The following is a 22,488-nucleotide window of genomic DNA, read 5'->3' as shown; positions in this document are numbered from 1 at the left end:
AAGTCGTAATCACCCTACTTCTGTGGGAGTACAACCGAACCGGCTTGAACAAGAAGCTGTGTGTTTAGTTAATCCCTCCCGAAGCATCTTCTCCACTCCGACTCTGGTTGTCACCACTAGGATTATCCGGTGCGGATTTCTTGGGCTGTACGGCTTCGGGTGGAGGTAACGGCACTGAGTTTTCCACGGGTTTAGGTTTACTGATGGGTTCCGGTGGTAATAAAGGTGCCTCAGAGGCTGGGGCTTGTGTTTTCCCCGATGGCCTTTGGACTTGTGGCTGCGGTGCTGGGGGTGAGGACACCGGAGTCGGCTTGGATACCGGGGGAGACGAATTATTCGTAGGATTGGACGGTGATTGTATCCGCTTGCGACGAGAACTCTGAGAAGGGGAGGATGACGACGAATCAGGTGTAGACTGCGATTCCTTTGGTGGGTCTGATTTTTGGCGGTAAGTTTTTCTGGGGTAAGTTCTGCGAATGGGTTTTTCTTCGGAAGAAGCAGAGGAAGATGATGATGAGCGGTTCTGCTTCACAGAGGATTGAGATTGAATTGGAGAGGGGGATTGAGTAGATTTCTCCGAAGTCTCTTCACTATTACGAGTAGAAGTCTCCTCCTTATTCGCCTCCGTACTGGGGAGAGGAATGGGTGAGGCGGAAGGTTCTACAGTGGGCGTCGGTGTGGCGGTGGGGGGTTTAGGCTGAGACTGATGTCGAACAGCGCCCACGGCGACTAAACCTGTTGCGATCGCAGCTACTCCTCCAATCGCCATACCCCGAACCCCCAACCGCTTAAATAGGGGGAGAGGAGGAGAAGACAGGGCTGTTTTCTTTAATTGAGCCAGTTGCTGGGCATTAATAGGAGCTGTTGTGCCAGTGTGAGTGGAGCTGGCAATTGGGGTACCATTAACCTGAGCTAGCTGCGGGTTGGGTAACAGCGACAGCCATTCCTCGACATTGGCTGGTCGAAAACGCGCTTCTACAGCCATGCCGCGCATAATGGCTTGATTCACCGCCGCACTCATCTGGGGTTGGAGTTCGCGGGGTGCAGGCATGGGTTGGCGATCGCGAATCACGGAGGGAGTTGGGACTTGTGCGGTTAACAGGGCATAGAGAGTTGCGGCTAAACCGTAAACATCCGATGCTGGGGTACGTTTTTCTTTTACTAAATACTGTTCCAACGGGGCATAGCCATCCGACACCAGATTGGTGTGAGTCTGAGTGGAGTCGGTATTAAACCCCCGTGCAATCCCGAAGTCAATCAACACTACTTCCTGAGTGCCTTGACGGAGGATAATGTTTGCCGGTTTGATGTCTCGATGCAGCAAGCCCTTTTGATGCACAACTTTTAACGCTTCGCCCACTTGTCGGATGTAATAAATCGCTGTGGCTTCATCCAATGGGCGTCCTGGAAACACAAGGGCTTGCAACGTTAAGCCTGCCACATAGTCCATCACCATGTAGGGCCATTCCGCTTCCACGAAGAAGTCGCTGACGCGGACAATATTGGGATGGACACACAACGCTAAAGCTTTTGCTTCATCCTGGAATCGGTGCTGGAACCGAGGAAACTCTGGGTGTAGCTGAAGGGACTCGTTGAGGGTTTTAATCACCACCACCTGCTCGAGGTAGTGATGGGTAGCTTTATACGTGACGCCGAAGCCGCCGCGTCCCAGTTCTTGCTCTAGAGTATATTTGCCACCCTGTAAGGTTTTACCGACTAACAAGTTCATACCTCTCACACCGTTTTTTGTTATTGGTTGTTAGTTTAGCGAGAGAGTCTAACAACTAAGATATAGACGACGCACTCGTACCTAAGTTGCCATTAAACTCTCGGTTTTGTGCACATATACTCAGCCTGTGGCAATTAACTTTTCACTCTAGCTCAGAATGGAGGGAGATGTTCAAGGTTGTGTGCAGGAAGTTGGTTGATGCCAATATTGCCACTATCGAGGGAGACAAAGTTGTACAAAGACTTTACAAGACTCAAAAAGCCCCATCCGGCAAAGTCACCAGACAGGGATAATTAATTTACTCAGAGTATAAAGGTCGCGTCGCCAAAATCGACACAAAGCAAGCTCTTGCCTACAGCGAAACACAGGGATTGACGGAAAATGGGCAGATATAAAGTTATACGAGAATTGGGACGCAACCAAGAAGGGGGGCGCATTACCTACCTGGCTACTGATACCAGTCTCAATCCACCGCAACAGGTAGTCATCAAAGAATTTCGTTTTGCCGCTTTGGGTGCCAATTGGTCGGGTTTTAAAGCTTATGAACGGGAGATATCCATTCTGCAACAGCTGGAACATCCCCGCATCCCTCGCTACTTGGATTCGTTTGAAACGAAATCAGGCTTTTGCTTGGTGCAGGAATATAAAAATGCGCTATCTCTGGCGGTAAGATGCAGTTTTACGCCTGAAGATATTAAGAAAATAGCTGAATCAGTATTAGAAATTTTAGTTTATTTACAGAAGCTTACTCCTCCAGTCATTCATCGGGATATCAAACCAGAGAATATTGTGGTTGACAAGCAATTGAATGCTTATCTGGTTGATTTTGGTTTTGCTCGGATTCGGAGTGGGGAACTGGCTGTGAGTAGCGTTGCAGCTGGAACTCCAGGATTTATGCCGCCGGAAGAACAGTTTGGTCGTTCTCTTACGAAGGCATCCGATCTTTATAGTTTAGGGGCAACGCTGATTTGCTTGCTTACGGGGACGCGATCACAGGATGTGGGGAACTTAATTGATGATTACTATCGCTTTAATTTCAAGAAATTAGTTCCCAAACTCAATCCCCGCTTTATCTCCTGTTTAGAAAAGATGGTGGAACCCAACGTCAAACAGCGCTATGCCAATGCATTGGATGCCTTGCAAGCCTTGAAACCAATTCAGGTGCTGGGCGGTGCCACTGGGTTAGAAAGTTTAGTTACTGCTGTAAAATCCAGGATGAGTACTACGGGAATAGGGCTAGCTACTCTGGGTATTTTTGCCCTTTTTATGATAAATTTGATAGATTTCAATCGTGAAAATTCTGTAAAAATTGAGAATTCGACGCTGCTTCTCAGCCCAGTAAGAAGTAGCCAATCATCCCTAGTAGGATACTGGAACTTTGACCAATGCAGTAGTGCGGGTAAACCGATGCTGGCTAATGAGTTAGGTAGTCAAATACAGGGAACAATGCTCCAAGGTGTCACTTGCGAACAGGGGCGTTTCGGGTATGCAGCATTCTTTGATGGTGTCGATGACTTGATTGAAATTCCCGACCAGCCCAGCTTTCACTTCACTAACCAAATGACCGTCGCAGCTTGGGTCAAACCATTACGAGTCTCCGGCCTGCAAACCATTGTGAATAAATGGTACGCAATGGATTCGTATATGCTTCTAATTGAAAACGGCAATTTTGTATTTACAGTAGCAATTCCTGGTGGACAGTGGGGAACTTCAATCAAGGTTTCGGCCAAAGTTACCCCAGATGTGTGGACTCAGTGGACTCATATCGCTGGAGTCTATGACGGTCAGATGCTCTTGCTTTACATTAACGGTCAACTGGTGGCATCGACGGCAGCTAGTGGTAGGCTTCAAGATTCCGATCGCCCCATCTCCATCGGCAACCATCCGTCTTGGAACGCTTTTAAGGGAAGCATTGATGAAGTTCGGCTCTATAATGTTGCACTGAACGCATCACAAGTCTCGCAGTTGTTATCCAATCCATAGAAGAGTTTTTATCTCCTCACAAAGGTATGCAATTTAGATGCATCACAGCTTAACACTAGCTGAATTTCGTTCCTAATACCCATCGCTGGATTCACTCCGGTCTAGAGGGCACAGCGTTAAGATCATTAAGCACTGTTTCGCTTGCCTCCTATGCCTGAGCCTATCGATCTATCTGATGCCCTACCCGGTGAGACCTTGCCTGCAACCTCTATGCACACCAATGGGCGGCATCATTCCACCAGCAACAACCTCAACGAGATTCGGATTCGGGGCGCGAGGCAGCACAACCTGAAGAATGTTGACTTGGAACTGCCGCGCGATCGCCTCATCGTTTTCACGGGTGTCTCCGGTTCCGGTAAGTCCTCCCTTGCCTTTGACACCATCTTTGCCGAAGGGCAGCGCCGCTACGTCGAGTCCCTTAGTGCCTATGCGCGGCAATTCTTGGGGCAGTTGGATAAGCCGGATGTGGATGTGATTGAGGGTTTAAGTCCCGCTATCTCGATAGACCAGAAATCTACCTCCAATAACCCCCGCTCTACCGTGGGTACGGTTACCGAGATTTACGACTACTTGCGCTTGTTGTTCGGACGGGCAGGAGAACCCCATTGCCCAATTTGCGATCGCAATATTGCCCCCCAAACCATCGACCAGATGTGCGATCGCATCCTGGAACTTCCCGACCGCACTCGTTTCCAAATCCTCGCTCCCGTTGTCCGGGGTAAAAAAGGCACCCACAAGAAACTACTATCCAGTCTTGCCTCGGAAGGATTTGTGCGCGTGAGGGTCAATGGCGAGGTTCGAGAGCTCAGTGATTCGATTGAATTAGATAAAAATTATACCCACAACATTGAAGTCGTGGTTGACCGACTGATCAAGAAGCCTGATTTGCAGGAACGTCTGACGGATTCTCTCTCCACTTGCCTGAAGCGTACTGGTGGAATTGCGGTGGTGGAGGTATTAAATGATACTTCCGTAGAGTCAGAGGATGCAGTAAACCATGGGAGTACCATAACAGAAAATCCTACAAATAGCGAGGATTCCCATCACAAATCAGCCAAAGAATTAGTCTTTTCCGAGAATTTTGCTTGCCCAGAACACGGGGCGGTAATGGAGGAATTATCGCCTCGACTGTTTTCCTTCAACTCTCCCTATGGGGCTTGCCCTCACTGTCACGGATTAGGGAGTTTGCGTACTTTCTCACCTGAATTGGTTGTACCTGACCCAGAGGCACCCGTCTATGCTGCGATCGCACCTTGGTCGGATAAAGATAATTCCTATTACCTCTCCCTGCTTTATAGTGTGGGGCAAGCGTATGGTTTTGAAATCCAAACCCGCTGGAACCACCTAACGGATGAACAGAAACAGGTGCTTCTGTATGGTGCTGAAAAAGCAATTTGGATCGAAGAACGGAACGATTACCGACACTATGCCGGAGTAATTAAGATTCTGCAAAAACAGTACGATGAAACGGGTTCTGACTTGCAAAAACAGAAACTGGAACAATATTTAATTGACCAACCTTGTGAAGTTTGCCAGGGAAAACGCTTAAAACCAGAAGCCTTGGCTGTGAGGTTAGGACAATTTCGCATTCGGGATTTAACTAGCGTTTCCATTCAAGAAAGTCGGGAACGAATCGAGCAGTTGCAATTGAGCGATCGCCAAGCGCAAATCGGTGACTTAGCACTGCGAGAAATTAAAGCGCGTTTGCAATTTCTCCTGGATGTCGGTTTAGATTACCTCACCCTTGACCGTGCTGCCATGACGCTTTCCGGTGGAGAAGCGCAGCGGATTCGTCTTGCCACGCAAATTGGTGCAGGTCTAACGGGCGTGCTTTATGTATTAGATGAACCGAGCATTGGATTGCATCAACGAGATAATGGGCGCTTGCTCCAAACCCTAACTAAATTGCGGGATTTGGGAAATACTTTAATTGTGGTGGAACACGATGAAGATACGATTCGTGCGGCTGACTACTTGGTTGATATTGGCCCTGGTGCGGGGATTCATGGGGGGCAGATTGTCGCGCAGGGGAATTTGGAGACATTGTTAGGGGCTGAGGAATCCTTAACGGGTGCTTATTTATCCGGGCGCAGGGTGATTGAAACACCAGCAGAGAGGAGAAAGGGAAATGGGCGATCGCTGGTAATTAAAGATGCCCACCGCAACAACCTGCAACACATAACGGTGGAAATTCCCTTGGGTAAGCTGGTTTGCATTACGGGAGTTTCGGGTTCGGGGAAATCGACGTTGGTGAATGAATTGCTTTATCCGGCTTTGCAGCATCACTTGACGCGGAAGGTTCCCTTTCCCAAAGAATTAGAGAAGATTAAAGGGCTGAATGCAATTGATAAAGCGATTGTCATTGACCAATCTCCTATCGGTCGTACTCCCCGTTCTAACCCAGCAACGTATACCGGTATTTTTGATGCAATTCGGGAAATCTTTGCCCAAACCATTGAAGCGAAAGCTAGAGGTTACAAAGCAGGGCAATTTTCCTTTAATGTCAAAGGCGGGCGCTGCGAAGCTTGTGGTGGGCAGGGGGTAAATGTAATTGAGATGAATTTCCTGCCCGATGTTTATGTGCAGTGTGAAGTTTGTAAGGGGGCGCGATACAACCGAGAAACGTTGCAGGTGAAATATAAGGGACATTCCATCGCCGATGTTCTGAATATGACGGTAGAAGAAGCACTGGAAGTATTTAAAAACATCCCCAGAGCGTCCACGCGACTACAAACTTTATTAGATGTTGGGTTAGGTTACATTCATTTAGGACAACCGGCACCCACGTTATCAGGAGGTGAGGCGCAGCGAGTGAAATTAGCTTCGGAACTTGCTCGTCGTGCTACAGGGAAGACGCTTTATTTAATTGATGAACCGACGACGGGTTTATCGTTTTACGATGTCCATCATTTACTCAATGTGTTGCAGCGATTGGTAGATAAGGGGAATTCAATTTTGGTGATTGAACATAATTTAGATGTGATTCGCTGTGCGGATTGGGTGATTGATTTAGGGCCAGAAGGAGGGGATAAAGGGGGAGAGGTAATTGTGGTGGGAACGCCGGAGGATGTGGCTCAGAATCAGAGGTCGTATACGGGACAGTATTTGCAGGGGGTGTTGCAGCAGCATCCACCAGTAGTTTGTAAGGTTTGAGGTGAAGCAAATTTAGAATACGGATAGGCACTCATACAGCGTCGGAGATTAGACCTCTTGCATAAATACGAAAATAACGGCTGAAAGTATTGGTTTTGCCTGTCAAAATTCGACTTTTGCAAGAGGTCTATTGTCTCATGGGAATGATGACCGTTAAAGACTTGGAAAAGCTGTAAGCTACCCTCAACCAAGCAGGTTATGATTACCCGCTAGAACTAGAAATCTGTGCTGTTACAACAAAAGTTATCAATCGTCTGCTAAATGATTTTGAGCAATGTCGCCCTCCCCAAAGCCCCTGGCTACCAATACCGTAAATGCCAATATCTGACCCTAGTTGAATCAAACTCGCCGCTACTAATAAAACAGATAAGCAGCGTCCTACTATGACCCAATCAGAAGAAACACACATTCCGCTAGACAAGATTTGCACTGATGATGGTTTTGCGTCTAGGGAAGAAGAGAACCCAAGTATCATTCAACGCTTTGCCCAAGATATTCGAGAGGGCTATAACTATCCATCAATAATGTGCTTTTGGGATGGCAAAGACTACAAGCTTGTTTATGGACTTAATCTTTTGAAAGCTGCTATAGAAGCTAGACAAGATACTATTCTGGTAGATAAGCATCCCGATCCTTCTGGCCAGCTCAACAATATTCAGAAAGATCGAATAGTAAAGAAGATGCTATCGTTACTTGATTCAATGGGTGAAGAGGAGAAGACGAATTGGCCTTGGTGTAAGATTGCCGAAAGATGCGGCGTTGATGAGGGCACTGTGCGTAACAAAGCGAAGGAAGTAGGGTATAAGGCTCCCAAGATAATTAAAAGAGCGGCAAAAAACGGCAGTTTACACCTGGTTGATACATCTAGACTTGGTCAGAGTAGTAAATTAAAGTCAAAAGGATTCAATTGGACTGCAATTGATGACAAGCAATTTGAAGAACTTGTATACGAAATAGTAAATGCTAAGAAGCCAATTAAAATTGACTGGAGAAGTGGGCCTGGAGGTAAAGGCAGAGATATTGAAGCTAGATTTACAATTACAGGAAGTTTAGGTGAATTTCGAGAAGAGCGTTACTTTCTTGAAGCCAAGCACTTTAAAAAACAAGGTGTGAATTCTGGACATATTAGTGATGCATTTACTTGGTCGCAGGCGGAAAGACCTACAGTTTTAGTTATTGCTGTTTCAAGTCATTTGACACCTGATTGTCGAGATATTTATATACCAAGCTGGAAAAAAAATCATCCAGGCATTGAAGTTGTTGTTTGGGAAAGGAAAGATATCGAAGAAAGGATTTTATCTCAAAAATCTACAAAAGAACTAGCTATTAGGTTCAAACTAATACCTAAATCTATGCGATGATAGGTTCCTCAAGCTGTTGGTGGATTAAGTGGGATGTCTTCTCGCCGCTATACGAAATAATAGACTGATCGCTCAAACCTCATCTCCTGAACAACCCAAGCAGTACACTTTAGAGCTAGAGAACGAGGGACGCTTGACCTTGCCTGATGAGGTGCTAAGACAGCTAGACCTCAAACAGTACGATTCCCTACGGGATAGCTACGCTTCCTGTTCATGAAGCCGTTACAACATTAGATACATCTCCCGATTTCGCTTCTCATAGAATACGGATAGCACTCATATCACATCGGAGATTGTACTCATGCCAATGATGACCGTTACAGACTTGGAGCAACTGCAAGCTACCCTGAACCAAGCAGGTTATGATTACCAGCTAGAACTAGAAGATGGGAAGATTATCGTAGTGGGGCCATCAGATATTGATTCGAGCGAAATCGGTGTCTTATTTAGTCGGTTACTTGCCAACTGGGTTTATCCTCGTCGTTTAGGGCGAGTATTTGACTCCGCCGGTGGTTTTATCCTACCTAACACTGACCTAAAAGCACCAGACGTTTCTTTTGTTCGCGCTTCTCGTCTCCGACAACGTCGGCGCTACTTTGCCGAAATGGTTCCCGATTTAGTCGTAGAAATTAAATCTCAAAGCGACAGAATCAAACCTCTAGAAGAAAAGATTCAGATGTTTTTGTCACTGGGAGCTATAGTAGGAATTCTCATTGACCCTGATAAAGAAACGGTAACTGTTTATCGCCCTACTGATGAATCAACTGTGCTGGGTAATGGAGAAATATTAACCATACCCGAACTATTTCCAGGTTGGGAACTGCCGATCGCTGAAGTATGGCCTCCAGTCTTTGATGAAGAGGAATAATTCGCCAGAAAAGTGGATGGCCAGTCAAGCTAAAATCAAGGCACTCTACCTACTACTTTCCCTATGATCGACCCTCTGCGCCGCTTACAATATTTACCCTGGCGATCGCTACTTCAGGTTTCTGGTCTTACCGTCATTCTTGTTACCCTTGCCGAATTCTTACTATCCTTAGGAACCCTACACTCTTCTCTCATCCGCAACACCCTATCTCTACTATTTGCACCCCCATTGGGTATTGTCATCTTCATGGCGGCGGCAGTGGGTGTCGGTACTCTCGCGGTTTACTTACTCGAACGCTTTTATCCCCAAGTCTTAATTAACACCGCTATTTTGTGGGCATTAATTCCTTGTTTACTGCTCTTTGTGTTGATCAAATCACTTCTACCCATACCGGGACTTGTAAATTTAACCTATCCTCAGTTGTTCGGTATTATTGTTGGAGTTTTTTGGAAAGGTCGCCCCTACTGGCGGTAGCTTAAACAACGGAGAGGGAGTAAGATTTATTCCCCGCCCGTGAATTCCTATGACTGAAAAACCCTTAAAATCCAGGGTCATCGCTGAAATTAAACAATACCTGATTCTTGCCATTCCCCTCGCTGGAGCACAACTATCTCAAGCGGCAACAACCTTTGTCGATACCATCATGATGGGGATTTTGGGCAGCCAAATTATTGCAGCGGGGGCACTGGGAGCCATCACCTTTCATTTGCTCATTACAATCGGTTCTGCCATTATCTCCGCCGTCAGTCCACTCGTCGCAGAAGCTTATGGAGCGGGACGAATTGAACAAGTGGGTCGAGTCGTGGGACAAGGCTTGTGGTTATCCATTATCTTGGCAATTCCCGCCACCCTACTGATTTGGCATAGCGGCTCATTGTTGCGCTTACTGGGACAAGAACCGGAGAATGTCATCTTAGCAGCAGCCTACCTGAGAGCGATCGCATGGGGCTATCTTCCCGCATTAGGCTTTGCGGTGTTGAGAAGTTTTGTCTCATCACTCTCACGCCCCCGTCCTGTGATTGTCACCATGATTGGCGGTACCCTATTGAATGTTGTCGCTAACTATATCCTGGCGTTTGGTAAATTTGGGTTCCCTGCACTGGGATTAGTCGGACTCGGTTGGGCAAGTGCTCTATCACTTTGGGCGATGTTTGCCAGCTTAGCCATCTATATCCTCTATCAACCTCAGCTTCGAGTCTACGGCGCATTCTCTAATTTGCATCAGTTTGAAGCCAAAGTCTTTGGGGAACTGTTGCGAGTGGGTATGCCTATTGGTGTGTTAGCCGGAGTCGAAGGTGGATTCTTTACCTGTGTCACTTTTTTAATGGGACAATTGGGAACTACCACATTAGCCGCTCATCAAATTGCCTTGCAAACAGCGGTTGTCACCTTTATGATTCCTGTCGGGATTTCCATTGCAACTACAGTCCGAGTGGGACAGTGCATGGGACAAGGCAATCCTAACGGCGCACGACTGGCGGGATTTGTGGGGATTGGCATGGCAGCGTTGTGTATGATGCTGACGGGTATCCTATTCTGGACGATTCCCGGAAAAATTGTATCCCTTTACCTCGATACTGCCAATCCAGCCAATGCAGTGGTTGTGAATTTAGCGAAGACTATGTTGGCAGTGGCGGCAATGTTCCAAATCGTGGATGGTATTCAAGTAGCGGCGGCGGGTGCATTGCGAGGATTGAAAGATACGCAAGTTCCTCTGCTAATTGGTACCCTGGCATATTGGGGAATTGGCTTACCTTGTGGCTACACCTTGGGGATGGTATGGGGATTGGGTGGTGTTGGGTTGTGGTGGGGATTTGCCATTGGTTTGGCGGTTGCGGCTGGGATTTTGACGTGGCGATTTAGCATAGCGCGGGCATGGCGATAGCTTGGCTGCAACTTCATGAGTTCGATAGCATCGATTCAGCTTGTTCACTATTAAGCTACAAAAATCTACTTTATAGCTATCCCCATAAAGCTTAGGACAGATTGAACGGCTGTAAACGACCACGTACCAGTAAAAAACCTCCTGCCATCTGCCATCTGCCATCTGCCATCTGCCTCCTGCCCCCTGCCTCCTGCCATCTGCCTCCTGCCTCCTGCCTCCTGCCCCCTGCCCCCTGCCCCCTGCCCCCTGCCTCCTGTCTCCTGCCATCTGCCTTCTGCCTTCTGCCTCCTGCCTTCTGCCCCCTGCCTTCTGCCTCCTGCCTTTTGCTATAAATGTATATTTATCAATAATCAATGAGGAAAAATGATAATATCTGCCTAGCAACAGCATGACTCAAAAGTGAGCAGTTAAACAGTGATTCACTGGAAATTGGCAGTAGTAATGGCTGAGCGCAACATCAGCAATAAGGAACTCGCTCTCTTAATTGGCATGAATCCTAAGTCTGTGTCTCGACTCAAGGTTCGTCGTCGCCTGACTAGGATTGACGAATCTACACTGAATTCGCTTTGCAAAGCTCTCAATTGTCAACCAGGAGATTTGATGGTTTATGAAGAGGAAGAAGCTGCTTCTGAACCTAATTCTTGGAACTTTTAAACAGGTTAATATCCTCGCGACTTCTTATCTTTTAGGGTGTAGGGTATAGGTTAATTGTCCGCCTAAATGTAGCGCGGCTAATGTTTCCTAACCCAAAAAAGAGACTCATGTATACCTATTGAATATGACTCTAAGCTTTTGACTGTAAGGCACCACAAGTCGGTACTGATTATCCACGCTCATCAGTAAAGTCCCTTCAGTAATACAAGCTGAAACACCCAGAATCAGGTTAAGTAATGTAAAGTTTCAGTAAATTAATGGTGGTTCGGGAAATCTCGCAAGAGTCATCCCAATTTGGATACGAGGAATTTGGCAAGCGCAGCGGGACGCGATCGCGCCCAAGCTTTGCTAATAGCTAGTTTTGAGAATTCCAATCTGTCAAGCTTAAGCCCCACTGATACCACAGACAAAGGAGTTTCATCTGTCAGCCGATATTGGAATAGGTTCATTGCTAAAAAGCCAGGATATCATAGTACATATAAGACCTTAAATCTTTGATCAACTTCTTTGTTTCAATCCGGGTGCAAATAAAATAGGACGAAGAAAAAATTATTATAGCGATTCTCAAATAAGTGGAGTACACTCAACTTCTGCCCTTTGCCCTCTGCCTTCTACCTTAAAGCCAACTACGTTGTACCTCACCAAATAGAGAAACGCTATAGCACATCCCGAAAAAATTCGGCAAAACTCTTACCCCCTCAAGAGCGTATGGTTTTACATCAAAACAGGCTGATCAAAAAACTTCGGGGTAAGAAGTTCAGAAATGTTGTCACTTCCTCAAAAAAACTGGCAGTGTCTCAAGCGCATTGGCGACTCAGATCGTCCTTCGTGTTGGCTGTTTTGATTCTCGCTGGATACGCAGGTAATTATTTCAATCTATCCCTATTTTTTGGAGTAGATTTTTTGTTTGGCAGTATTGCCGTCTTAATGGTGGTATGGCTTTATGGGATAGGGTGGGGTGCTGTTGCCGCCATGCTGGCCGGTTCCCATACCTTTTTGTTATGGGGGCATCCTTATGCAGGAATCATCCTCATCGGTGAAGCATTGTTCGTCGGTTGGTGGCGACGCAAGTGTCCTAATCTCTTGCTGCTGGATGGATTTTACTGGATTTTTGTGGGTATGCCATTGGTATGGCTGTTCTACTCAATCCCACTGGGTGTGCCATCTCAAACCGTCTTCCTAGTGATGTTCAAGCAGGGTATCAATGGCATCTTCAATGCCCTGATTGCCAGTTTGTTACTCACCCACTCACCTATCCCAACCTGGGCAGATCGTCCCAAAATTGCCAAAACTCTCTCCCTTCAACAAACCTTATTTAACCTCTTAGTAGCTTTTGTCTTATTTCCAGCTTTAACACTCTTGGTTTTGAATAGCCGAAGTGCCATAAGTAATATGGAAAAAACAATTCAAGCCAATCTGGAAACCGTATCCACAGACTTGGCGATTGAAGTGCGCTTTTGGCATCAACAAAATCTAAACGCACTGAAGCAACTCGCGGAAGTTGCTGTACATTCTGACATAAAATCATCGATAAAGTTGCAGGAAAGCACGGAACTCTTGCAACGCACATTTTCAACCATTGATCAACTTTTTGTAATGAATCGAGAGGGTCAAACCCTCAGCTTTGCGGGTATAGGTAGCACCATTGCTTCTTACTCAGAGCTAGAAAAAACGATCACAGAAAGTATTGGAATGAAGGCATCAGACCTCACCCAACCGTCTATAACGTCACAAGTTTTACTCATCGATGACCATCACGCCCCTCCCAGGCTCGTCCAAATTGTACCAATTATCCGTAACTATCGCTTGGTCGGTAGTGTTGTTAGTGAAATCGATTTGAGCCATCTTGCTCAACTGCTTAAATCATTCACGACTCTCAGAGAAATGGAAATCACCCTCTTAGATCGCCAAGATCGCGTGATTACGAGCACCCGTCTTGACATGCCAACCCTAAGCAAATTTAAGCAGCGTCAAGGTGGAGAAATTCGTCCCCTCAATGACAAAGTTTATCAATGGCTACCGTTGGGGGAAATGCCAATTATGATGCGTTGGAAAAAATCTTTTTATGTACAAAAAACTTCTGCTGGGGAGAAGCTTCCTTTTCAGGTAATTGTTGCTGTTCCCACTCAGCCCCACTTCATCTACCTGGAAAATCTTTATATTAAAAGCCTATCCATCCTGCTTTTGATTACAGCATTAGCTCTAGCCATGGCGAATGTCATTAGTCGCTGGTTAGCTCAACCGCTTTTACAACTCGCTGAATTGACGACTGACCTACCGGATAAATTGTTAAACCAAAAAGCTATTCATTGGCCTAATAGCTGGATAACCGAGATGAATACGCTCGTCTCCAACTCTCAATTTATGGCTGAATTGCTGGAGCAAAAATTTCACGAAATTAACGCGGCTAAGGAACAACTCGAACAACGAGTTCAAGAACGCACACGAGAACTATCAACCGCTAATCAAGAATTAGAACTGGAAGTGTCGAAGCGCCAACGAGTGGCGGAAGCATTACAAGAATCAGAAGCTTTATTAAGAACACAGGCCAAAGATTTAGAGACAGCGTTGTACGAACTACAACACACTCAAGCTCAACTAATTCAGACTGAAAAAATGTCAAGTCTGGGTCAGTTGGTGGCGGGTGTAGCGCATGAAATCAACAACCCGATCAATTTTATTTATGGCAATCTAATTCACGCTCAGGATTATACTCAAGATTTATTGAGATTGGTGGAACTTTACCAACAGCACTGTCCTAATTTTCTCTCGATCATGCAAGAGGAAATAGAAGCCATCGATTTAGATTTTCTGAAGGATGACTTGCCTAAGCTCATGGATTCAATGCAGGTAGGCGCAGAGCGCATTCATGAGATTGTCCAATCACTCCGAAGTTTCTCTCGACTGGATGAAGCTGAAGTGAAAGCCGTCGATATCCATGAGGGGATTGACAGTACCTTGATGATTTTGAAAAGTCGCTTAAAAGCTACGCTTAAACATCCCGGTATCGAAGTCATCAAGGAATATGGTCAGTTGCCTTTGGTCGAATGTTACCCAGGTCAACTGAACCAAGTATTTATGAATATTTTGGTTAATTCAATTGATTCTTTAGAGGATAAATTCACCTACAATGCAGAGGAGAATAGACCATCTTTAGACAGCTTACCCTGGATTCGGATTTATACCGAAATAGTTAAGGAAGACTGGGTGGCAATTCGTATTAGTGATAATGGAATGGGTATCAAGAAAGACCAATCTTGTAAGTTATTTGACCCCTTTTTTACTACAAAACCCATTGGTAAAGGGACAGGTCTAGGGTTATCAATTAGTTATCAAATTATTGTAGAAAAGCATGGCGGTAAATTGTACTGTGTTGCAGAACCCAAGCAGGGAGCGGAGTTTATGATTGAGATTCCGCTGCGGCAGACTAGGGGCTAAGAGCAAGTTGGGTTCAAAGATAGTGGAGCTGAGGTGCTGAGGTGCTGAGGTGATGAGGTGCTGAGGAGCAAGCTTTTACTTTAATCTTATTGAAGTGGTGGAAAACTTTTGCTGCATTGCACTAGAACTTGAATGGCACATTAGAGCTTAAATCAAGAAAACTACATATAATTAAATAAAAATATATATTCAACCCTTTTAGGTTGGAGATTAGCCATGAAAAATGTACCGTACAGCTTCGTACTTCGGCGATTGGCTACTATTCTGGCTATCGCTATTCTGGCTTTGAGCCTACTGGCAGCTATCACAGGAATTCTTTTATCCTTCTATTACGAACCTACAGCAGGCGGAGCTTATAATTCCCTGAAGATGATCAAATTTGAGATTCCCAATGGTTGGCTGATTCAGCGTATTCATGAAATAGCTGGAAATGGCTTAATTGGAGTTTCTTTGATAGAAATTGTGGTGATGTTTCTGGGTGAAAAATTTCGCCCTAGCTGGCTCACGGCTTGGATCAGCGGAATTTTGTTAACTTTAACCGCGATCGCCTTAAGCTGGACAGCCATGCTGCTCGATTGGACACAGGTGGGATATTGGCGTTTTCAAATCGAGTTAGGGACATTAGAAGCCATCCCAATTATCGGTTCCCTGCTGCGAACCATCCTAACCGGCGGTGGAGCCGTGAATACCGTAACCGTCGCGCACCTGTACACGTTGCATAGTTATGTTCTATCCATTGGGGCGCTGATTCTGGCGATTATTCATTTGGGGGGTTTACTGATACAGGAGAAAGAGGAAAAGCAGGTACTTCAAGAAACACAGGCTAATCTCTCGTTATCGGAATAACGGCTCCAAGTATACACCATACTCCTAAAGCAACCTCTCTTCCTGCTAGCCTCATGGAAGGGTGGTTGCTTTACAGTTTCTTTGTCAAAGGTCAGTTGTCAGTGTACAGAAAGATCACAGACAATGAGGAATGGGCAAGGTCGGATTAACTTGTATACGACTTTTTAGAATGAGCGAATAGCCCTTTTCTCAAGACTCCCATTTGGAAAAATGGGGTTCAGGAGCATCTAAGTTACAGCCTATATATCTGCCAAAAAAATCCGGACAGATGGATTCTTCAGCGGTAAGTACTAGAAGTGTATCTCTGCAATTGTGAGATGCATCCATCTCAGTTCACCCCGCTTCGATTCAAGTGTCCAACAAACTGGCAGTAAAAGCACAACTGCACATCGCCGCTCCGGCTCGTCAAATTGGGCAGTGGCGGAGACTAACTCAGGAGACGTTTCCAAACCCTCTTGGGAGGAGCTAAAAAGTGAACCACTCTTGAGGCTAATCAGGCCCAGGTATCGACAAACAGATATGGACAAACAAACGCTAGAGATTTCCGAATATGTCGCCCTTGCTGGCTCCGCTTTAGGTAGCGTCGTAGCTGCGGTATCTGGGCAGGCGATTTTTGCCGCCGCGCCGTTGACCTTGGCACTCTCGCTGAACTTGGCTAATCGGCGTCGAGTGGATCAAGAAATACAGCAGTACACCACCGAGGCGCTGACCCAAGCGTATCAAGTGGTTCAATCTTTACAGCAAGAAGTCCAGGCACTACCGGCGATCAATCGTCGGCTCAGCGACTTGGATCAACAGTTCTACACTCGACCGGAAGCTCAATCAGTCGGGGCGTTGGAAGGAACGATCGCACAGCTTAAAGAACAGCTAAACGATATGACTTCGCGCCTTGCTCAGTCATCAACTTCGCCAGAAATTGACTTAAGCGGGGTAGAGCAAGCGATCGGTTACATTAATAATCAACTAGAGGATTTAACACTCCGTTTCGATCAATTGCCGACAGCAACAGGATTTGACCTACCTGAGATCGAGCAAGCGATCAATTATATTAATAGTCAATTGGAGACTTTGACCTTCCGTCTCGATCAGCTATCTACGCCACAAGAAGCTGACCTGAGTGGAGTTGAACAGGCAATTGCAGACATCCAAAATCAACTGAATGCAGTCACACTACGTCTGGATGAGGTGGCGACACCCCAAGCGTTTGACTTGGGTACCATTGAGCAGATGATTGGCGATTTGCAGGGACAACTGGAAACCCTCAACCAGCAGTTCAACTCGCGACCCGAACTTCAAGGGTTAGAGCAATCACAAGCTGCGATCGCACAACTGAGTGAGCAGCTAGAAGCCATCACATTCCATCTGAATAATGCCCCAACTGTATCAGAAGTAGACCTGAGTGGAGTTGAACAGGCAATTGCAGACATCCAAGGTCAACTTCATGCAGTTACACTGCGTCTGGATGAGGTGGCGACACCCCAAGCGTTTGACTTGGGTAGCATTGAGCAGATGATTGGTGAATTCCAAGGTCAATTGGAAACCCTCAACCAGCAGTTCAACTCGCGACCCGAACTTCAAGGGTTAGAGCAATCACAAGCTGCGATCGCACAACTGAGTGAGCAGCTAGAAGCCATCACATTCCATCTGAATAATGCCCCAACTGTATCAGAAGTAGACCTGAGTGGAGTTGAACAGGCAATTGCAGACATCCAAGGTCAACTTCATGCAGTTACACTGCGTCTGGATGAGGTGGCGACACCCCAAGCGTTTGACTTGGGTGGCATAGAGCAGGTAATTGGTGAATTCCAAGGTCAATTGGAAACCCTCAACCGGCAGTTTAACTCCCGACCCGAACTTCAAGGGTTGGAGCAATCCCAAAATGCGATCGCACAACTAAGTGAACAGCTAGAAGCGATTACACAGCGCTTAGAGCAAGCCCCAACCCTCCAACCGGCTGACATCAGTGGTCTAGAATGGGCGATTTTAGATATTAATCGTCAGCTAGATGGCCTCAACCAACAGTTCAATACTCGACCTGAAACGCAATCCATTGAGGAATCACAAACCGCGATCGCACGGCTGAGTGAGCAACTAGAGGCCGTAACCCAACGTTTAGATCATCTCCCAACGGCATCAGAACCTGACCTGAGTGCAGTAGAACAGGAAATCGATACAATTCAGGGTCAGCTAAGAGCGCTCACACTCTTGCTAGATCATTCCTCGGCACCCCAAGCCGTTGACCTAAGTGGTGTAGAAGAGGCGATCGCAAATATCCAAGAACAGTTAGAGGACTTAACGCAGCAGTTCAACACTCGACCTGAACTCCAAGCGATTCAGCAATCAGAAATCGCAATTGCAAGGCTGACAGAGCAGTTGTTAAGACTGCGTTTGGATAGTAGCTCAGCACATCAAACGCTTGACCTGACTGAAGTAGAACAAGCGATCGCTACAATCCAAGGTCAAATAGAGAGCTTGAACCAACAGTTTAATGCTCGACCTGAAGCTCAAGCCATTGAACAATCACAAGCTGCGATCGCACAACTGGCTGAACAGTTAGAAACTGTAACCGTGCGTCTGGAGAATACTCCGACTGCTCAAGCGGTTGACCTGACTGGAGTGGAACAAGCCATCTCTACAATCCAAGGTCAAATAGAGAGCTTGAACCAACAGCTCAATGCTCGACCTGAAGCTCAAGCCATTGAACAATCACAAGCTGCGATCTCACAACTGGCTGAACAGTTAGAAACTGTCACACTGCGCCTAGAGAATACTCCGACTGCTCAAGCGGTTGACCTGACTGGAGTGGAACAAGCCATCTCTACAATCCAAGGTCAAATAGAGAGCTTGAACCAACAGCTCAATGCTCGACCTGAAGCTCAAGCCATTGAACAATCACAAGCTGCGATCTCACAACTGGCTGAACAGTTAGAAACTGTCACACTGCGCCTAGAGAATACTCCGACTGCTCAAGCGGTTGACCTGACTGGAGTGGAACAAGCCATCTCTACAATCCAAGGTCAAATAGAGAGCTTGAACCAACAGCTCAATGCTCGACCTGAAGCTCAAGCCATTGAACAATCACAAGCTGCGATCTCACAACTGGCTGAACAGTTAGAAACTGTAACCGTGCGTCTGGAGAATACTCCGACTGCTCAAGCGGTTGACCTGACTGGAGTGGAACAAGCCATCTCTACAATCCAAGGTCAAATAGGGAGCTTGAACCAACAGTTTAATGCTCGACCTGAGGCTCAAGCCATTGAACAATCACAAGCTGCGATCTCACAACTGGCTGAACAGTTAGAAACTGTCACACTGCGCCTAGAGAATACTCCGACTGCTCAAGCGGTTGACCTGACTGGAGTGGAACAAGCCATCTCTACAATCCAAGGTCAAATAGAGAGCTTGAACCAACAGTTTAATGCTCGACCTGAGGCTCAAGCCATTGAACAATCACAAGCTGCGATCTCACAACTGTCTGAACAGTTAGAAACTGTCACACTGTTTCTGGAGAATATTCCGACCGCTCAAGCGATCACTACGATCCAAGGTCAACTTGATAGCTTGAACCAACAGTTCAATGAGCGACCTGAGGCTCAAGCGATTGAGCAGTTGGAAGGGGCGATCGCACAACTGGCGGAGTACGTCGAAACTTTAGCACAGCCTGTTGATAGCACCTCAGCACCTCAATCTGTTGATAATACAGGATTTGACGAGGCGATCTTAGAGCTGAGTGTACAGTTAGACGCCCTGAAACAGCGTGTGGATCATCTATCAATTCCACAAGTAATTCCACAAGCGGTTCAACTTCATGAGGAAGAGGTAGCTAGCCAAAATACTCTGGCTCAACAGGATATCATCGCGTCACCTTTTGATGAGCTGCCTCTCTCAACCGTGTTTGATGAGGTACCTCTACCCGTCCCTGAAAAGGTTAAACCCATTGGGCAAGAAGTAGCGAGTACAGATATTCCAGGGCCATTAGGCGAACTGATTCAACGGTTTCAAGATCGACCTGAAACACAAGCCATTAAGCAGATAGAAACGACGATTGAGCAGCTCACAGAGCAGCTAGTTGCTGTTGCCTTGCATCTTGGTCAGTTAAAGACTGGCTCAGATGTTAATGTCAGTGGTCTAAAGCAAGCGATCGCAGATACTCAAGGTCAAATGGATGTTCTATCTCAACATTTCAAGGCTCGACCAGAAACCGAAGCAATTGAACAGTTGGAAGCTGCGATCGCTCAGTTTGGAGAGATTGACCTGAATGGGGACGAAGAAGCAGTCGAGGACTTCAGTTTTCAGGTGGATGCTATGAGCTTGTGTCTAGAAAATCTACCAGCTCCCCTAGCGTTTGATCTGGATGGGGTAGAGCAAGCGATGGCAAACCTTGATAGTGAGCTAAAAGCCTTAAATTCTCTCAAAAATGGGGCGACTGCCTCAAGTGTTGACCCTTGGGACGACACGAAAGGGCAAAACCTTGAGCCATTAGCAACAGCGATCGTACTGCTTCAGGAAGAACTAAAGGCTTCGATCTCCTATCTTGAGAATTTACCCGATCCCCAAGGCGATCTCTGGGGGGACGAGGATGAGATTGCTAACCTGCAATGGTAAGCCATTGACGATAGTAGTTTTCAATTGAGTTACAGCATAGTTACGGGTAGGGGCACGCTAAGCATCGTGTCCCTATTTTGTCGTTTTATAACTTTTGATGAACACCCATTCTGCATTTGTAAACGACTTCAGAAGCAACACATATTCCGCCGATTAATTATAACATTATCACTATATGGTAATATTTTAACTATACATGAGTTGATAAAAATTCAGGATTGATGTCACAGATTTCCCCAACAGCCCTTACCCAGATGGCTGACTATTTTAAGGTTTTGTCTGAGGTCAGTCGGCTTCAGATTTTATGCTGCCTCAAAGATGGCACCAAAAATGTTACCGATATTATCGAAGCCACAGGACTAGGACAGGCGAATGTCTCGAAACACTTGAAAATTTTGACTCAAGCGGGGATTGTGGTTCGTCAACCTCAGGGAGTCAGCGTATTTTATCAGATTGCTGACTTGACCATTTTTGAGTTGTGTAGGGTCGTCTGCGATCAATTGGCTGTAAAACTAGAGGAAAAATCTCAACAGTTAGAACTACTCGATACCTTCAAAAAATTTTAGCTATGTAGATGATTTTAAATTCCCGATGGAGGCATTACAGGTACATAAGGCATCGCAAAAAAACCGCGTACATTCTTGTTTAGACTACCTATTTTTTGGCAACATTTAAAACCTAAAACAGTTCTTTTACGGGGGGGGACACCAGGAATAAACGTAGTGCCAACGGGTATTCTTTCCATCCGAATGATCACATCATCCCTTTGGGGATAATTCGGATCGTAGATATTGATATCGATGGTGGTCGCTGAAACTTCTGAGTAACTATAGGCTAAAACTTGATGATTGTTCCAAATTTTTAAACTATCGAGACCAGTCATATAAACCAGCCCCAATACTACCGCATTACCGTCATCCAGCTTGGCATGAATTTCCTCAAATTCATCATAGGTTCGCTTATAAACGCCAAGAATTGTACCGTCAGGTAACGCCATCCATTGAGCAAACTTTGCAATATATTCACCTAATGCTCCAAATGTGTCAACCTGTCGTCGATAGAGATATTGATGTAAAGGTGAGCCTTGAACGGGTGTGTTGATGTCCGCAGGAATATGCCGATTCGTCAGGACAAAGTCATACACCGCCGAAGACATTCCTCCACAAAGTCCATAGGCTTTACCAACCGACGAAAGCTCTGGTAAATTAGGAATGGAAAAAGGGATTGGATAGCCGGAAAAGTTGTTGATAAACTTGAACCCATGCAGAGAGGGTTTAAAGTCAAATGCCGGGATTTCAGGTAAACGAAACTCGGTTTGAAATGGCCCCATAAAGGCAGTATGAACGCAACGCCGACCGTTAAAGGTGTAGCGAAATTCTAAATACGGCAGATAAATATCCGTGATATCAGCGATGCGTCGTGGGCGCGTAGTCAGTGTCAAGTCCCAAGGAATGTTAATGGGTTCTTTTGTCGTTACTATGTGGTAATCAAGGTAACGAGAGGGTTCAAAATAAACAGTGAACTTACCTTCGCGATCAGAACGACCTGGGTCAATCGTGAGATCGTCATCTCCTGTTCCTGGTTCATCCTTATCGAAAACGCGAACAAGAACGTTTTGAGCTGGGAAACCATTAGCAAAAAGAATTACCCCTGTAAAATTTTCAGCCATCGTTTACTGATTTTAACTCAGAGCTTTTTGCACTTAAATACACCAACAACACAGGTATTTCCGCAGTAAGCCACGTTCTTGAATAGATTATTTTATCAGGACTTACGCAAATTGATGATTTAAGTACTACATGTAGAGTTATGGTGGGCAATGCCCACCCTACAGATAGAGGTTCTGCGTAAGTCCTGTTTATGTCTCATAGTACAACGGTGCTTAATTGTGTGTGATACACAGAACTCTAGAGGCTCACAGCCGTGCGCCCCTAGAAAGATACTGTATCCAATTAAGAGAAGGATA

At 45.9% G+C, this 22,488-nt stretch carries 13 protein-coding genes; 11 read left to right on the top strand and 2 right to left on the bottom strand.

Annotated features, from left to right (window positions below; all coding sequences use genetic code 11):
• Positions 1 to 64: 64 nt before the first annotated feature.
• On the bottom strand, positions 65 to 1,729 hold the full coding sequence (locus tag MIC7113_RS12255; protein WP_015182481.1) for a serine/threonine protein kinase: 1,665 nt from the start codon (positions 1,727 to 1,729) through the stop codon (positions 65 to 67).
• Between the two features lie 381 nt (positions 1,730 to 2,110).
• Here MIC7113_RS12255 and MIC7113_RS34190 point away from each other — a divergent pair, with 381 nt between their 5' ends.
• From MIC7113_RS34190 to MIC7113_RS12200, 11 genes are all read left to right on the top strand, one after another.
• On the top strand, positions 2,111 to 3,712 hold the full coding sequence (locus tag MIC7113_RS34190) for a protein kinase domain-containing protein (RefSeq protein ID WP_015182480.1): 1,602 nt from the start codon (positions 2,111 to 2,113) through the stop codon (positions 3,710 to 3,712).
• 210 nt (positions 3,713 to 3,922) lie between these two features.
• Positions 3,923 to 6,865, top strand: coding sequence for an excinuclease ABC subunit UvrA (uvrA, locus tag MIC7113_RS12245; protein ID WP_226883679.1), 2,943 nt, complete (start codon positions 3,923 to 3,925; stop codon positions 6,863 to 6,865).
• A 383-nt stretch (positions 6,866 to 7,248) separates the two neighbouring features.
• Entirely contained in the window at positions 7,249 to 8,226 is a 978-nt protein-coding gene (locus MIC7113_RS12240; RefSeq protein WP_015182478.1) for a hypothetical protein, read from the top strand.
• A 301-nt stretch (positions 8,227 to 8,527) separates the two neighbouring features.
• On the top strand, positions 8,528 to 9,094 hold the full coding sequence (locus MIC7113_RS12235) for a Uma2 family endonuclease (RefSeq protein WP_015182477.1): 567 nt from the start codon (positions 8,528 to 8,530) through the stop codon (positions 9,092 to 9,094).
• Positions 9,095 to 9,157: 63 nt separating this feature from the next.
• Positions 9,158 to 9,568 (top strand): hypothetical protein, encoded by a 411-nt coding sequence (locus MIC7113_RS12230; RefSeq protein ID WP_015182476.1) that lies wholly within the window; start codon positions 9,158 to 9,160, stop codon positions 9,566 to 9,568.
• A gap of 49 nt (positions 9,569 to 9,617) precedes the next feature.
• Positions 9,618 to 10,979, top strand: a complete 1,362-nt coding sequence (locus tag MIC7113_RS12225; RefSeq protein WP_015182475.1) for an MATE family efflux transporter — start codon at positions 9,618 to 9,620, stop codon at positions 10,977 to 10,979.
• 414 nt (positions 10,980 to 11,393) lie between these two features.
• The gene (locus MIC7113_RS12220; RefSeq protein ID WP_015182473.1) at positions 11,394 to 11,633 is read left to right on the top strand and encodes a helix-turn-helix domain-containing protein; all 240 of its coding nucleotides are present in this window, start codon (positions 11,394 to 11,396) and stop codon (positions 11,631 to 11,633) included.
• Positions 11,634 to 12,425: 792 nt separating this feature from the next.
• The gene (locus MIC7113_RS33290) at positions 12,426 to 15,071 is read left to right on the top strand and encodes an ATP-binding protein (protein ID WP_226883636.1); all 2,646 of its coding nucleotides are present in this window, start codon (positions 12,426 to 12,428) and stop codon (positions 15,069 to 15,071) included.
• A 216-nt stretch (positions 15,072 to 15,287) separates the two neighbouring features.
• On the top strand, positions 15,288 to 15,917 hold the full coding sequence (locus tag MIC7113_RS12210; RefSeq protein WP_015182471.1) for a cytochrome b N-terminal domain-containing protein: 630 nt from the start codon (positions 15,288 to 15,290) through the stop codon (positions 15,915 to 15,917).
• Positions 15,918 to 16,436: 519 nt separating this feature from the next.
• Entirely contained in the window at positions 16,437 to 20,522 is a 4,086-nt protein-coding gene (locus tag MIC7113_RS12205) for a hypothetical protein (RefSeq protein WP_015182470.1), read from the top strand.
• A 221-nt stretch (positions 20,523 to 20,743) separates the two neighbouring features.
• Positions 20,744 to 21,088 carry an ArsR/SmtB family transcription factor gene (locus MIC7113_RS12200; protein ID WP_015182469.1) on the top strand — a complete coding sequence of 115 codons (345 nt, stop codon included), beginning with the start codon at positions 20,744 to 20,746 and terminating at the stop codon, positions 21,086 to 21,088.
• Positions 21,089 to 21,102: 14 nt separating this feature from the next.
• Here the strand turns inward: MIC7113_RS12200 and MIC7113_RS12195 are convergent, their stop codons facing one another.
• Entirely contained in the window at positions 21,103 to 22,191 is a 1,089-nt protein-coding gene (locus MIC7113_RS12195) for a hypothetical protein (protein ID WP_015182468.1), read from the bottom strand.
• Positions 22,192 to 22,488: the final 297 nt, after the last annotated feature.

The organism is Allocoleopsis franciscana PCC 7113, assembly GCF_000317515.1.
Taxonomy (GTDB): Bacteria; Cyanobacteriota; Cyanobacteriia; order Cyanobacteriales; family Coleofasciculaceae; genus Allocoleopsis; species Allocoleopsis franciscana.
This window is presented reverse-complemented; position numbering and strand designations above follow the sequence as displayed.

Bases quoted from the DNA above. Each gene is read 5' to 3' on its own strand.
- MIC7113_RS12230 (WP_015182476.1), top strand. From the start codon at position 9,158: ATGATCGACCCTCTGCGCCGCTTACAATATTTACCCTGGCGATCGCTA.
- MIC7113_RS12210 (WP_015182471.1), top strand. From the start codon at position 15,288: ATGAAAAATGTACCGTACAGCTTCGTACTTCGGCGATTGGCTACTATT.
- MIC7113_RS12225 (WP_015182475.1), top strand. From the start codon at position 9,618: ATGACTGAAAAACCCTTAAAATCCAGGGTCATCGCTGAAATTAAACAA.
- MIC7113_RS12255 (WP_015182481.1), bottom strand. From the start codon at position 1,729: ATGAACTTGTTAGTCGGTAAAACCTTACAGGGTGGCAAATATACTCTA.
- MIC7113_RS12240 (WP_015182478.1), top strand. From the start codon at position 7,249: ATGACCCAATCAGAAGAAACACACATTCCGCTAGACAAGATTTGCACT.
- MIC7113_RS12195 (WP_015182468.1), bottom strand. From the start codon at position 22,191: ATGGCTGAAAATTTTACAGGGGTAATTCTTTTTGCTAATGGTTTCCCA.
- MIC7113_RS12200 (WP_015182469.1), top strand. From the start codon at position 20,744: ATGTCACAGATTTCCCCAACAGCCCTTACCCAGATGGCTGACTATTTT.
- MIC7113_RS12205 (WP_015182470.1), top strand. From the start codon at position 16,437: ATGGACAAACAAACGCTAGAGATTTCCGAATATGTCGCCCTTGCTGGC.
- MIC7113_RS34190 (WP_015182480.1), top strand. From the start codon at position 2,111: ATGGGCAGATATAAAGTTATACGAGAATTGGGACGCAACCAAGAAGGG.
- MIC7113_RS12235 (WP_015182477.1), top strand. From the start codon at position 8,528: ATGCCAATGATGACCGTTACAGACTTGGAGCAACTGCAAGCTACCCTG.
- uvrA (WP_226883679.1), top strand. From the start codon at position 3,923: ATGCACACCAATGGGCGGCATCATTCCACCAGCAACAACCTCAACGAG.